Origin of the sequence: Thalassolituus maritimus (genome assembly GCF_900156675.1) — a bacterium.
Lineage (GTDB): Bacteria > Pseudomonadota > Gammaproteobacteria > Pseudomonadales > Oceanobacteraceae > Thalassolituus > Thalassolituus maritimus.
This window is the reverse complement of sequence record NZ_FTOH01000006.1, coordinates 238,790-252,935: the sequence shown is the minus strand read 5'-3', so window position 1 is coordinate 252,935 and position 14,146 is coordinate 238,790. Positions and strand designations below refer to the sequence as shown.

At 51.2% G+C, this 14,146-nt stretch carries 11 protein-coding genes, 2 tRNA genes and 1 pseudogene; 6 read left to right on the top strand and 8 right to left on the bottom strand.

What is annotated here, in order from left to right; translation table 11 throughout:
- Positions 1–58: 58 nt before the first annotated feature.
- The 5 genes from BW941_RS11355 to zwf are packed head-to-tail and all read right to left on the bottom strand — an operon-like array spanning position 59 to position 6,455.
- Positions 59–1,801, bottom strand: a complete 1,743-nt coding sequence (locus tag BW941_RS11355) for a sugar phosphorylase (protein ID WP_076516153.1) — start codon at positions 1,799–1,801, stop codon at positions 59–61.
- 9 nt (positions 1,802–1,810) lie between these two features.
- Positions 1,811–2,419, bottom strand: coding sequence for a bifunctional 4-hydroxy-2-oxoglutarate aldolase/2-dehydro-3-deoxy-phosphogluconate aldolase (eda, locus tag BW941_RS11350; protein WP_076516151.1), 609 nt, complete (start codon positions 2,417–2,419; stop codon positions 1,811–1,813).
- Positions 2,420–2,437: 18 nt separating this feature from the next.
- Entirely contained in the window at positions 2,438–4,264 is a 1,827-nt protein-coding gene (gene edd / locus BW941_RS11345) for a phosphogluconate dehydratase (protein ID WP_076516149.1), read from the bottom strand.
- Entirely contained in the window at positions 4,264–4,965 is a 702-nt protein-coding gene (pgl, locus tag BW941_RS11340) for a 6-phosphogluconolactonase (protein WP_068440872.1), read from the bottom strand. Before pgl ends, edd begins: the two co-directional genes overlap by 1 nt.
- 32 nt (positions 4,966–4,997) lie before the next feature.
- Complete coding sequence (gene zwf, locus BW941_RS11335; protein ID WP_076516147.1) at positions 4,998–6,455, bottom strand: glucose-6-phosphate dehydrogenase; 1,458 nt, start codon at positions 6,453–6,455, stop codon at positions 4,998–5,000.
- Positions 6,456–6,782: 327 nt separating this feature from the next.
- On the opposite strand from zwf, the gene galU reads away from it, so the two are divergent.
- The 3 genes from galU to BW941_RS11320 all read left to right on the top strand — a co-directional run bounded on the left by galU (position 6,783) and on the right by BW941_RS11320 (position 7,922).
- The gene (gene galU, locus BW941_RS11330; protein ID WP_068440867.1) at positions 6,783–7,619 is read left to right on the top strand and encodes a UTP--glucose-1-phosphate uridylyltransferase GalU; all 837 of its coding nucleotides are present in this window, start codon (positions 6,783–6,785) and stop codon (positions 7,617–7,619) included.
- 140 nt (positions 7,620–7,759) lie between these two features.
- Positions 7,760–7,835, top strand: a tRNA-Asn gene (locus BW941_RS11325).
- A gap of 10 nt (positions 7,836–7,845) precedes the next feature.
- Positions 7,846–7,922, top strand: a tRNA-Pro gene (locus tag BW941_RS11320).
- 439 nt (positions 7,923–8,361) lie between these two features.
- Here BW941_RS11320 and bamJ read toward each other — a convergent pair.
- Positions 8,362–9,051 carry a BamJ family beta-barrel-assembly machinery protein gene (bamJ, locus tag BW941_RS11310; RefSeq protein WP_068440860.1) on the bottom strand — a complete coding sequence of 230 codons (690 nt, stop codon included), beginning with the start codon at positions 9,049–9,051 and terminating at the stop codon, positions 8,362–8,364.
- Positions 9,052–9,492: 441 nt separating this feature from the next.
- Between bamJ and BW941_RS11305 the strand changes: the two genes are divergently transcribed.
- From BW941_RS11305 to BW941_RS11290, 3 genes and pseudogenes are all read left to right on the top strand, one after another.
- On the top strand, positions 9,493–10,320 hold the full coding sequence (locus tag BW941_RS11305) for a hypothetical protein (RefSeq protein WP_076516145.1): 828 nt from the start codon (positions 9,493–9,495) through the stop codon (positions 10,318–10,320).
- 57 nt (positions 10,321–10,377) lie between these two features.
- Positions 10,378–11,426, top strand: a pseudogene (locus tag BW941_RS11295) (YjgN family protein).
- Between the two features lie 26 nt (positions 11,427–11,452).
- Positions 11,453–12,421 carry a M48 family metallopeptidase gene (locus BW941_RS11290; RefSeq protein WP_076516139.1) on the top strand — a complete coding sequence of 323 codons (969 nt, stop codon included), beginning with the start codon at positions 11,453–11,455 and terminating at the stop codon, positions 12,419–12,421.
- Positions 12,422–12,493: 72 nt separating this feature from the next.
- On the opposite strand, the gene BW941_RS11285 is transcribed toward BW941_RS11290, so the two are convergent.
- Complete coding sequence (locus BW941_RS11285; RefSeq protein WP_076516137.1) at positions 12,494–13,261, bottom strand: TIGR04219 family outer membrane beta-barrel protein; 768 nt, start codon at positions 13,259–13,261, stop codon at positions 12,494–12,496.
- A gap of 147 nt (positions 13,262–13,408) precedes the next feature.
- On the bottom strand, positions 13,409–14,119 hold the full coding sequence (gene purC / locus BW941_RS11280; RefSeq protein ID WP_076516135.1) for a phosphoribosylaminoimidazolesuccinocarboxamide synthase: 711 nt from the start codon (positions 14,117–14,119) through the stop codon (positions 13,409–13,411).
- Positions 14,120–14,146 lie beyond the last annotated feature (27 nt).

Here is a 14,146-nt window from a genome sequence, read left to right as displayed (position 1 = left end):
AAGCCCCGCACTGCGCACTGCGGGGCTTTTTTATCAGGTCATTATCAAGCTCTGAAACTCAGGTGTTTGATAACCACACCGTCTGGTACGGATACAGTACCAGCTCGTCTTCAACAATACGTTTCTCATGCGCAAGCAAATCAGACAAGCCATTTTCAAGAAAGCCCAGCGTAGCCAGAGGTAGTTTCAGAATACGCTCGGTCACGTTGGAAATTGCGAATATACGCTGACTGTTATCTTCGCTGGTGCGCTTCAGAATAAAGAGGTCGGTATTAATTTTGACCACGTCCTGGCGGGCATCCGGGCTGAAGGCTGGCTGGGCCCGACGAATTCTCAGCATACGGGTAAGCTCGGTAAAGACTTCGGCCTGAGGCGTCACTGGATTCGAGAGCAGGTATTCCAGCTCATGCTCTTCCCAGATGCGGCGATTAATCGAGCGTGTACGCCCCGTCTGTTCAACATGCTCCAGATCATTCGGAGACGCCGTCAGACTGTGAATATAGACCGCAGGAATCCCCTGCATGGCCAGCATTATTGCCTGAGAACACAGGAACCGCTGTACTTGATGATGATCCGGGCCACGACGGGTTCCCATACAGGCATCGAACAAGGTGATATTAATTTCATACGGGCTTTCAGAGCCGTCACTGTTGGCTTTCATACTGACGAAACCGCCAAAGCGGTGCATAGAATCAATCAGATCCTGAACTTCCCGCTCAGGTAGCAAGCCTTCGACAGGACGGACACCAATACCATCATGAGACGCTGTAAAATTCAGGTAACTACAGCCCTCCGGGAGAGGAGGAATCGCATCAGCCCAGTCACTCAGAAAGGAGGCATTGCCGCGGTTTAATGCGTGCAGCACCAGTGGCGGTAATCCAAACTGGTAGACCATATGAGCTTCGTCTGAATTACCGAAGTAGCTCAGGTTTTCTTTTACCGGCACATTGGTTTCTGTAATAACAACGACTTCCGGTGCAACGAAATTCACGATATCACGCAGTAATTTTACCGCAGCGTGCGTTTGACTGAGGTGCAGACAGGTCGTGCCTAACTGCTTCCATAAAAATGCCACGGCATCGAGGCGGATAAAGCGCGCGCCCTGCTCGATATAAAACAGGTAGATTTTCACAAACTCGAAAAGGACCTCGGGGTTCGCAAAATTAAGGTCAATCTGATCTTCAGAGAATGTTGCCCAGACATGGCGAACACCCCGGTGCGTGTGCACAGGCGTCAACAGTGGTGTGTTGCGAGGCCGTGTTACCAGTGAGACATCCGTGGCCGGGTCGACTTCAATAAAATAATCTGTGTAGGGTTCCCGGTTACCGATGTAATCAATAAACCACAGGTTTTCCCGCGAGCAATGATTGATCACCAGATCAATCATCAGATCAAAATTATCAGCGATCGAGGCAACGTCCTCCCATGTTCCCCAATCTGGATGTACCTGACGATAATCAATAACAGAAAAACCATCGTCAGAGCTGTACGGAAAAAACGGCAGAATGTGGACCGAATTTATAACGTCGGCAAGTCGCTCTTTAAGAAAATCGGAGAGCGTTTTCAACGGCATTTCATCGGCGGTCTGAACGCTATTACCATAGGTAATGAGAATGACGTCTTCTTCTGACCAACGTTTATGCCCGGTCGCGGTAGGTACTTCGAGCACGCACCGGGATGTTTTATCTGCAAAACACTGACAGATGGTCAGAATTTCCCGTGCGATCTGTTGGTTGTTCTGCGCGTCACCATAAATCTCTGTAACACGTTGGGTAAATTGATCCAGTGCCGCCTGAGTCATGCGTTTCCCTTAAATATCTGAAGCCAGGTCTTTTATCGCTTGCCAGTTCCGTGCCGACATCAGATCAGGAGGGGTTAACCAGCTACCTCCCACGGCAAACACGTTATCCAGTGCAAGGAAGTCGTGGTACGTCTCAGCGCTGATTCCACCTGTAGGACAGAAGCTGACCTCAGGCATGGGGGCTCCTATGGCTTTCAGCATAGAGCGACCGCCACTTGGAACCGCAGGAAAGAATTTCATTTTTGTGAAGCCGGCTTCGCGTGCCTGCATAACTTCACTCGGGGTCGCCACACCGGGTAGGAAAGGCCCACCCCACTCCGATGCAGCGGCCAGCAGATTCGGCGTAAACCCCGGACTTACAGCGAATTGCGCGCCCCGATTCAGTGCAGCGTGTAACTGATCTGGCGACGTAACGGTGCCGACACCGATAATCGCCTCTGGCACGTTACGGCTGATTTCACTAATAGCAGCCAGAGCTGCCGGCGTCCGCAAGGTTACTTCAAGCAATTTCACACCGCCGGCAACAAGCGCCTGTGCCATAGGTACAGCGGTATCAATATCATCAATGACAATCACCGGCATTACAGGCTTTGATTTTGTAAGCCACTCATCCCACATACTTATCACCCTCCATAATCACACGCCTCCAAGACTGATTGCACCTTCATCCGCTGGCCCTGCCAACGTTCTGAATCCGGCAAATAGTTCGCGCCCGACACCGTGCGACGAAGCACTCACATCAAGCGCCTCTCTTGTTTCTTTCAGGCGATTTTCAAATCCTTCTGTCGCAACCTCGAGCGTGCCGGCATGTCCATCCAGGAGAATGATGTCACCGTCTTCAACATAGTGTAAGGGACCATCCGCAAGTGCCTCCGGGCTAAGATGTATCGCCGCGGGCACTTTTCCTGATGCACCAGAAAGCCGACCGTCAGTCACCAGTGCAACCCGATATCCGGCTTCCTGCAGGTTAGTCAGTGCTGGCGTCAGTTGATGCAGTTCTGGCATCCCGTTCGCCCTTGGCCCCTGCCCCTTCACCACGACAATCACGTCCTGATTCAGCTCGCCAGCCTGATACGCCGCCAGTACCTCTTGCTGGTCCAGAAAGACACGCGCCGGGGCTTCAATGACCCAGCGGTCATCAGGCACTGCAGAAACCTTCATGACGGCGCGCCCAAGGTTTCCACTCACTAGCTTCATGCCCCCCTCTCGCAGAAACGGCGCGTGCGCAGGTGCCAACACAGACAGGTCTGCAGACTCAGCGGCCACGTTCGTCCAGGCAAGTTCACCGGACGCATCAAGCACAGGCTTTCTGCACCACTGGCGTAAACCTTCACCCAGGATAGTATTCACGTCTTCATGTAGGAGCCCCGCATCGAGCAGTTCTCTGATCAGGAAAGGCATACCACCCGCCACCTCGAACGCATTCACGTCGGCGCTGCCATTGGGGTACATACGGGTCAGTAATGGCACAACATCGGACAGCTCCGCCATGTCCTGCCAGTCGATAACAATGCCGGCCATTCGGGCAATGGCGACGAGATGGATGCTGTGATTCGTAGAACCACCGGTCGCCAGCAGACCCACCATGGCATTCACCATGACTTTCTCATCAACGATTCTGGCGATCGGCATATAGCCGGGTTCCAAGGCGGTGATTTCAGCCAACTGATGCGCTGCGGCCCGGGTCAGGGCATCTCTTAATGGGCCGTTCGGGCTGACAAAAGACGATCCGGGTAACTGCAACCCCATGATCTCCATCAGCATCTGGTTGGAATTCGCGGTACCGTAAAAGGTACAGGTGCCTTCGCTGTGGTAGGACCCCATTTCGCTTTTGAGTAGCTCGGCCTCGCCAACATCCCCCCGGGCGTATGCCTGGCGGGTCTTGGCTTTATCCGAATTGCTGATACCACTGTGCATCGGGCCAGACGGAACAAATACCGCGGGTAAATGGCCAAAACGCAGTGCCGCCATCAACAGCCCCGGAACAATTTTGTCACAGATGCCCAGCATCAGACTGCCATCAAATACTTGATGTGACAGTGCAACCGCAGTGCTCATGGCGATCACATCACGGCTGAACAAAGACATTTCCATCCCGGTCTGACCTTGAGTGACACCATCGCACATTGCCGGAACTCCGCCTGCAACCTGCGCGACGTGATGCTTTTCTGCCAGATAAGTTTTCAATTTTTCGGGATAGTGGCGATAAGGTGCGTGTGCCGAAAGCACATCGTTGTACGCATTAATGATGGCAACGTTAGCGCCGCGACTGCTGCTCGTCAGAATCATTTTTTCATCGTCACTGGCAGAAGCATAATCATGCGCCAGATTCGTACAGCTTAAAGCTGTTCTCACCGGCCCCTGCTGCGCAGCGTCTTCCATCTGAGACAGATACCTGGCTCTCGTATCGAGACTTCGCTGACGAATTTTTTCTGTAACGTCTTCAATAATGCGATGCGTCATTACTCGCTCCGGAAAATACTTAATGGAACCTGAGACTGGTACAGCACGGTACGGATCGGCATCGCGCTGATGTTCTGCCGCTCATCCTCTTTCTGAGCCTGGGCATAAACACGATTTTTTTCATCCCCCTCAAAATGAAGGTACAGATGACGGCAATTAGACAGAAGCCCCCAGGTCAGCGTCATGCGCGGCAGGTCCACGGGTTCATCAGTGACTGGGCAACACCAGGCTGCATTTCCTTCATCAAGGCACTTAGGTAGCGCTGCAGAACCTGGAAACCAGGACGCAGTATGGCCATCATTGCCCATACCGAGAACGGCAAAATCGAGCCTGACCATTAATTCGTGAAGGCTGTTTTCACACTCCATAAAACCGTCGACAGGATTAGTTGCAGCATTTTTTAATGGCAGAAAATACGCTTGTTCTGCTTCGTTCTGCAGCAGGTGGCGACGCACCAGCGCAGCGTTACTTGCAGCGTCATCCAAAGGTACCCAGCGCTCATCAACGAGAGTGATACGTACTTTACTCCAGTCCAGCTTTCGCTTTGAAAGTTCTTCAAGAAAACGTACCGGCGTTGACCCACCGCTTACTGCGATGCACACGCGGCCACGCGCCTCAATCGCTTCACGCATTTTTCCTGCGAGGTCGTCAGCCAGCTGGCGAGCCAGTGCATCTGCTGATTTAAATCTGTTGTCTGTCATTTATCGTATCTCCATTATTATTATCGACGAACTCAACTGTTCTCATCCCACAAGCGACCATCGCGTGCGAGTAACAGAGTAGCGGCCGCTGGGCCCCAGCTACCTGCGGTATAAGGTTCTGGACGTTGCTCCTGCTCTTCCCAGTGTTTAATAATCGGGTCCACCCAGCGCCAGGCTTCCAGCAATTCATCATCCCGTAAAAACAAGGTAGCGTTTCCGCTAAGCGCATCAAAAAGGAGTCGTTCATAAGCCTCCGGGACGCGCGTCTGCCGCTGATTCGATGGATTCAGGCTGAGATTCATAGGGCGAACATTCATACCTGGGCCAACACGCTTTTCACACAACATCAGGCGCACCCCCTCATCTGGCTGCAGTCTGAATATCAGCTTGTTGGCCATGGTATTTTTATGCTGGAGTGGAAAAATCGAGTGTGGAATTTCTTTAAACTGTACAACGATTTCGCAGGCACGCTCAGCCAGGCGCTTACCGGTACGAAGATAAAAAGGCACCCCGGCCCAGCGCCAGTTGTCGATCTCTACTTTCGCTGAAATAAAGGTTTCAGTCAGAGACTTGTGATGCACACCGGGTTCATCACGGTAGCGTGGAACGGGTTTCCCCTCCGCAACACCAGAATCGTACTGACCTCTCACCACATTCTCATTAATCGCGGTGCCTGTAATCGGCTTGAGCGCCTTCAGTACTTTTACTTTCTCGTCACGGACGGCGTCTGGCTCAAGCTTGGCCGGCGGCTCCATTGCGGTGATACATAATAGTTGCAGCAAGTGATTCTGAAACATATCCCGCATTGCCCCGACATGCTCGTAGAAGCCTGCGCGCTGCTCAACACCAAGTTGCTCAGAAATCGTAATCTGGATATGGTCGATGTAATTCTGATTCCACTGCGATTCGAACAGCGAATTCGCAAACCTCAGTACCATCAGGTTCTGAACCGTTTCTTTTCCGAGGTAGTGGTCGATACGGTAGATCTGCTTTTCTTTGAAGTACTCAGCTACGGTGTCATTGATCGCCTGTGCAGTACCAAGGTCGTGACCAATCGGCTTCTCAAGAACAATCTTACTCTGACTCTGTATCAGGCCGGCGTCATGCAGTCCCTTACATACTGGCGTGTAAAGATCAGAACCAGTCGCCATGTAATACAACCGGTTGATGTCATCGGAAGACAGGGTCTTACTCAGGTTCTTGTATCCCTGGTGATCGTTCACGTCATGCGTCAGGCAATGCACCTTACTCAGGAAGCGATCGAGAGGTTCCTTTTCCAGATAATTAGAGGGCACATGCGACTTGACCGATTTCTCGATTTTGGCCACGAACTCGTCTCTATTCATGTCGCGACGCGTTACCGCATAGATGGCGCCATCGGGCAGGCGTCCGTCGCTCTCCAGTAAAAACAGTGCTGGCATCAGCTTACGCAAAGCCAGATCACCCAGCCCACCGAACAGAACCAGTTCAAACGGTGCATCAATGTGCATTCATTACCTCCGGTGATTCATTTTGGGGCGTAGCTTCATCCTCTCACGGCTTCCACTTACCTTCCAATCAATAGTTGAAGTCCAGCTGTTCCCACTGAGCCCCCATGCGGATTGCCTCAAAGGTTCAGACTAACTCCTCCTTGATAACAAGCACGTTCCATACCGTCGGCATCATACTTGCACCATTCTGATTCAGGACGAGCGTTTCCGTGCTCGATAAAAAATCAGGGCGATACTGCAGGGTGACGCAAAACGGTAACAAATCTGCCATAATCTGCCCCCTAATCAGAGGTTACAAACTACATGTCTGAACAAGGAAAGACGTCAATGATTCGCAAATGCCTATTCCCGGTCGCCGGATACGGAACCCGGTTCCTCCCAGCAACCAAAGCAATGCCTAAAGAGATGCTCCCGATCGTTAACAAGCCGCTAGTACAGTATGGCGTAGAAGAAGCAACTGAGGCTGGTATTGATCGCATAGGTTTCATCACAGGCCGTGGTAAACGTGCCATTGCTGACCATTTCGATATCTCTTACGAGCTCGAAAAAGAAATCGAAGGTTCTGGTAAGGAAAGCCTGCTGACCTCTATCCGCACCCTCATCGATGAAAACGAATTTGCCTTCAAACGCCAGAACCATATGAAAGGTCTGGGCCACGCGATTCTGTCCGGCAAATACCTGATGGGTGACGAGCCATTTGCCGTTGTTCTGGCCGATGACCTATGTGTTGCTGGTGACGACGGTGAAGGCGTACTGGCTCAGATGGTTAAAGTCTTCTCTCAGTTCCGCTGCTCTATTGTTGCAGTACAGGAAGTGCCTGAAGACGAAGTGCATAAGTACGGCGTGATTGCTGGCGAAGAGATGAAAGACGGCCTCTTCCGCGTAACCGATATGGTTGAGAAGCCAGCCAAAGAAGATGCACCAAGCAATCTGGCGATTATTGGCCGCTACATTCTGACACCGGACATCTTCGACAAGATCGAAGATACACCTCCGGGCAAAAACGGTGAGGTTCAGATCACTGATGCCCTGCTGAAGCAGGCTCAGGAAGGCTGTGTACTGGCGTATAAGTTCCGCGGTACCCGCTTCGACTGCGGTAGCATCGACGGTTTCGTTGAAGCGACCAACTATGTCTACGAGAATATCTTCAAACAGGGCAAATAAGCCCTCGTCTGAGGATACGCATCAGGGCTGCCGCGCAGCCCTGATGTTTCCTCTATCTTTTTGTTTTCTATGATTTTTTGAAACAAAGGTGTTGACGACATCCGGGTAAATCCGTAATATTCGTCCCGCTGTTGAGATGTTCCCCGATAGCTCAGTCGGTAGAGCAGTAGACTGTTAATCTATTGGTCGCTGGTTCAAGTCCAGCTCGGGGAGCCAACACAGCATTCGGGGTATAGCGCAGTCTGGTAGCGCGCCTGGTTTGGGACCAGGATGTCGGGAGTTCGAATCTCTCTACCCCGACCATTCTCACACTTCGTCCGCAATGCCCTTCAAACAATACCTTTAATGCTGTATAAATCAGCTTCAACACTGGTTTTTGTTTAATTATTGCTTATGTCTTCTGTTGCTTCTGTTGTTCAGTACCCGCTGCCTTGTCCTGAGTGTAAAAATTACACATCACAGCCTGCTGAGAAATTACGGATAGATCGCAAATCCATATGTCGCGTCTGTGGAAATACGATTCGATTGACCGACCAACAACTTGAAAGTCTTGAGAGAACACTCTCCCACATGTCTGGCTGCGGACTCCGCGGCGGTCAACAAGACGAAGTATCTGAAGAGCTAGAAGAAGCCGTCGCTCAATAACCTGACGCATTCGGGCTTTCTGTTTTCTATACGCACACTCGATGAGCAGGCACAAAAAAGCCCTCCGAAGAGGGCCTTTTCTGCGAGGCTGTATTTATTACTTAACAATCTCGAGCAGTTCTACCTCAAACACCAGCGCTGAGTTCGCTGGAATTTTAGGGCTTGGGCTACGAGCACCGTAAGCCAGGTCTGCCGGGATGAACAGCTTCCACTTCTCACCTGGCTTCATCATCTGGAGTGCTTCGACCCAACCACGGATCACACCGTTTACCGGGAATTCGGCAGGCTGACCGCGCTGAACAGAGCTGTCAAAAACTTCTCCGTCGATCAGCGTACCGTGGTAGTGAACACGAACAGTATCGGTTGCTGCCGGTGACTCACCTTCTTCTACAGAAGTCAGAACTTCATATTGCAGGCCTGAATCAGTAACTTTTACTTCTTCACGTTCTGCGTTCTTCGCCAGGAATTCTTCGCTCGCCTGAGCTGCTTCATCATCCAGAGCTTTCTGCTTGCGCTCAGCATCTTCACGCAGTGACATGAATGCCGCCTGAATATCTTCGTCGCTGACCTGCTGTTCAGCTTTAGAAACAGAATCACGGATACCCGCAACCAATGCATCAAGATCAATGTCTGCACCTTCACGTTCGATCTGACGACCGATGTTCAGGCCTGCACCATAGCTCGCTTTCTGAGCGGTGGTCTCAAGTTTCACTTTTTCCTCCTGGCCGCAACCAGCCAATAACAGTGTTCCCAACGCAATCGCTGGAACCAGTTTATTCAATTTCATAGTATTTCCTGATGGCAGTTTAAGATCTCAGTACCCAAGCTTGGGTCAGCACACGAAATTCCCTCTCTCGGCACGCGCATCACATTCCCTTCGAATATTTTTGCATACCTGGATTTCCGCTGCCGATAGCGAACCCGCCATCTGACACCGGTAATTACGTTCTCTCAGCTCTCTGTCGGGCGTGTCCGCAAAAGGGCTTTCTACCAGATTGCATCCGGTTATAAACGTAATCACTAATATCAGCAGAGCTCGCAATTCAGACGTCCCCAATCATTGAAAACAGCCCGAAGAGTGTCATAGTCACCATTCTTTGTCCACAGGGCACTGAATGAGTTCAACGAGTCCCCTTTTTCATTCGTCGACGGTATACTGTAATCGCTTTTTACCCAGCTGGGCTCAGCAATACTCAGTTCGGGTCAGTATAATAAGTAAGGAATTAACATGCTCCGTCTCGCTGTATTGGTGCTTTGTGCTATTGTCATTTCTGCCTGTGGGCCATCCAAAGAAGAACTACGCCGTCAGCAACTGCTGGAAGCCCAGAGACTGGAAGAAGCGCGTCTTGAAGCCGAAAGACTCGCCGCTGAGCGAGACGCACGGGTTCAGGAGCGTCTGAATGATGCCCGCGATGCCTGGTCCGGCGCTGAGTACCTCTCTGAATCCGACATCGATACCTTATTCAGCGGCGACCTTACTTCTGATCTCCGTGCCGGTAAAACTTACTATATCGAACTTGAACTTCAGGCAGCTAAATACAACTACGGCGAACGCAAGCAAAGCTTTGTTATTGTAGGCATGCGGAACCTCCCGAACAGCACTGTATATAGCCCACTCTTTCCAGATAAAAACGCTGCTTACCAACCGGGCCAGAAAGCCAAATCGGTTCTGGAATTCACCCTCAAAAATCAGCAAATTGAAAATCGTCTGGGTCAGATGGTTGAGCGTGAAGATGGCCAGCGCTGGGTTGCTGCGACGCTGAATTTCAAAGACTACGATGTGCTCGCCACCATGCAAAGCAGTTGGCGCTGGGAGCCAGGCATGTTCGAAGATATGAGCTGGTACATCAGCCCGGAAAAAGCATACGAGCACACCAGTGAACGTGCACTGACGATGCAGATTGGATTCCGTTTCTGTCCGCTTCAGCGCTGCCGCCTGGAGCATGAATATCGCAAACACCCGATCAGTGCGATCCGCACCGACGTAATGAGCATTCTGGTTGGTAGCCGGGCTTCTGGCCGGGTTCTGGCCGAATTCGTCCGCGAGGACAAATAAACCAAACCTGCACCATGGCTGAATGAACAGCCTGCAGATCACTACAAGGACGTAATTATGACGACGCCTGAAAGCTTCGCAAATGAGCGTAGCGCTGCTATTGAATTTACTGCCACACCATGGGGTTACACTAAGCTCTGGTTAGTAAATATGCTTCTTACCCTGGCCACGCTGGGTATTTATGGGGCATGGGCGAAAGTACGAAATAACCAGTACCTCTACGGCCACACCAGCATCGAGGATAATCGCCTGCAATACCTGCAACGCCTAAGCAGATTTTGCTGGGTCGCTTGTTAGCGTTGGGCGTATTTCTTATTTTTGTGGGCGTTTCCATGGTCGAACCCATGGCCGCAGGCATTATGTATCTTGCTCTGATCCCATTGAGCCCGTGGCTCATAGTTCAGGGCCTTAAATTTACCTACCGCAATACCGCTTACCGTAATGTTCGCTTTGATTTTAAAGGCGACTATATGGGGGCTCTGTATCACTTTATCGTTTTGCCATTAGTAGCTGCTGTCACCCTGTATCTTGCTCTACCTTGGGTCATCAAAAAAATTCATCAATTCATGTTCGGCAACTGCGAATACGGCGGTGAAAAACTGCAACTGAATACCAGCACAGGTCAGTATTACAAAGCGGCGCTGGTCGTTTTCCTGGTTTCCATTGTTGCGTTCATCCTGATTGCCTCATCCATGGCCGGAACACTTACGACCATGCAGGGTAGTGAAGCCCCGAACCCATTGTCGTTTTTACCTATCATTCTGGTCATGTATTTCTTCAGCTTTCTCGTCCAGTCTGTCTTCAATGCCATGATCCGCAACCACATTGCTGAAAGTCTCAAAGCAGATGAACTTGTTCGCTTCGAGTCACGCATTACGGTTGCTGGTTATCTGGGTATTACTCTGCTTAACGCCGTCCTGATTCTTTTTACTCTCGGCCTTGCCTTCCCGGCTGCTAAAGTCATCAAGATGCGCTACATCGCGTCCAAAACGACCGTGTTTCTGACGCCGCGTATCGATCATATGGCCAATCAGGTTGAAGGCAAAGAAAGCGCCTTTGGTGAAGAAGCTGCCGGTATGTTCGATACTGACCTTTCCATCGTCTGATGCAAAGGATCACTGGCAAATACTGTATGGCAGGCCGCAGTGACATACGCCCTGCCATTCTTCTTCTCAGGGACGACGGCTCGCTCCGCGTCCTTGCGACCGATTTCGATTACGAGCTGACCTCGACAACACTGAAAGAATGCAGACAAGGGGATGTCCTCCCCGGTATTCCAGTTGAGCTGCACTTTGACAGTGGTGACTATTTTATTCCAGAGGACCCAGACCTCAGATGGACACCGCGCAGTGGCTTTCTGGCTTACCTCGAAAGTCATATGGTGATGGTTCTGGCCGCCGCATTGATGGTTCCTCTTTCCTTCTGGCTTGTGTTTACTCAGGTTATTCCTGCCGGTGCAAAGGCTACGGCGCCCTTAGTGCCGCAAGAAGTACTGAATCGGGTTGGTCGCTCATCAATGAAGACGCTCGACTATTCTCTGGAACCTTCGAGGCTGGCCCAGTATGAGCAGGCTTCGATCATAAAAGACTGGAATAAAGCCGCAGAAAAAGCGGGGTTGGATAATGACTATCGAATCCTTTTCCGCAGCGCCATCGCTCCCAATGCTTTCGCACTGCCCGATGGCACCATCGTGGTATTTGATGAGCTGGTTAATATTCTCAGTCGCGACGAACTGATAGCTGTGCTATTTCATGAGGCAGGCCATGTAGACCGCCGGCACGGCGCACAAATGATGGTTCAGGCCAGTGCCGGTGCCATTGTTTATGGGCTCTTGCTTGGAGACCTTGAAGGCTTATCAGAAGTCGTACTGGGTACCGGAATTTCGCTCGGCGAAAATGCCTTCAGCCGGACGATGGAAACCGATGCAGATGACTTCGCCGTCGAGCACCTGAAAGCAGCAGGCATGTCACCAGACCTTCTGGCCAGTGCACTTAATTCACTGCCCGGCAGCCAGCGCGAAACCAATAGCTGGCGAGAATACCTGAGCACACACCCGGAACGGAAAACACGCACAGAGCGCATCGAAAGTGCGTCGGATTAATCGCCGACGGGCCATCCGCACAAAAAAGCCGGGCTCAGCCCGGCTTTTTTTAGATCGGCATTAACAATGCGATCAGAAACCTACAGCAAATGACGCACCGTAGAAGATACCTGAAACATCAAAGTCAGTTTCAATATCGGTGGTGTCTTTGTTGGTCTTCATGCTCAATGCGCGGTGACCGACTTCAAGACCCAGATCAACCACTGGCACAGGAAGATCATAGCCCAGCGTCAGAACAGTATCGGTCAGTGAATTACCGTCATAACCGATCGCGTTAATTTCTGCCGCGGCGTAGATACCGAAAGGCGTGCCGACCTGCGCTTCAACAAAGCCCATTGGCAGGGTGAAATCGAGTTCGACTTCTTCGCGACGATTTCCAGAAACGGTGGCACCGTCAACGATGACGTCACCACCAAACATACGTGCGGTCAGACCCAGATTAATATCAACATACGGCACTGGCAGAGGCAGGCCCCAGTACAGGGTTGCATCTGTATGGCTCAGGTCCATTGAGCTGTCCACTTCGCCGGTATACTGAATACCATTGAATTCTTCAGTGACGATGGTACCGCTACCATCCAGCTCAAGATTCGTCTGGCGGATGCGCAGGTTAGGAACAACCGGTACAGGGTGCTCGAAGAACACAGTAAGGTTAGTGCCAGAATCAGAGTCGAGACCAAGACCATTGGTTTCGCTGTCAGCGGATAGGCCATCATCTACTTGGCCACTAGGTTCAGCAGTCCAGGAGTTTGCCTTAGCACCTACTGTGAAAAGCAGGTCAGCCTGAGCGGCGACCGGAGTCATCGCGACCAGAAAAGCCGCAAGTGCTGTCTTTTTCATGAATTATTCCCGTAATTTATTGTGTTCCAGAGCACCGGCTTATCGCCAGCGTCCTTAGTGTGCACAGAGAATCATGAAAAGCCAATAGTTATGGCAATATCCGACAAGGTTAGCCTTGTCGGATACATAAGGAGGTAACAAGCAGGATCAGAAGTCCATGCCCAGGCGACGACCGACTTCTTCGTAAGCCTCTACAACACCACCCAGCCCCTGACGGAAACGGTCTTTATCGAGTTTTTCACGAGTGTCTTTATCCCAGAGGCGGCAACCGTCTGGTGAGAACTCATCCCCAAGCACAACCTCGCCATTGAAGACACCAAACTCAAGCTTGTAGTCAACCAGCAGCATGTTGCCGTTCAGGAACAGCTCTTTCAGAACGCCATTGACCTTGAACGTCAGCTCTTTCATTTTGTTGATCGTCGCTTCGTCTGACCAACCGAACGACTGAGCGTGATACTCGTTCACCATAGGGTCGCCGAGTTCATCGTTCTTCAGGAACAGTTCAAACGTTGGCGGATTCAAGTCCATCCCCTCTTCCACACCCAGACGACGTACCAGACTGCCCGCAGCGACGTTACGGACTACGCACTCCAGTGGAATCATATCGAGACGCTTCACCAGCGACTCGTTGTCTGACAGGAGTTTCTCGAAATGCGTCGGCACACCAGCTTCAGCCAGCTTGGTCATAATGAAGGCATTGAACTTGTTGTTTACCATGCCTTTGCGATCGAGCTGTTCTACTTTTTTACCATCAAACGCGGAAGTGTCATTACGGAATTCAAGCACCATGTAATCCGGATCATCTGTTGTGAAAACAGACTTGGCTTTGCCTGAATAAAGAAGTTCGCGTTTTTCCATGGGTTTCTCCGGGAATGAGGGTCGGTT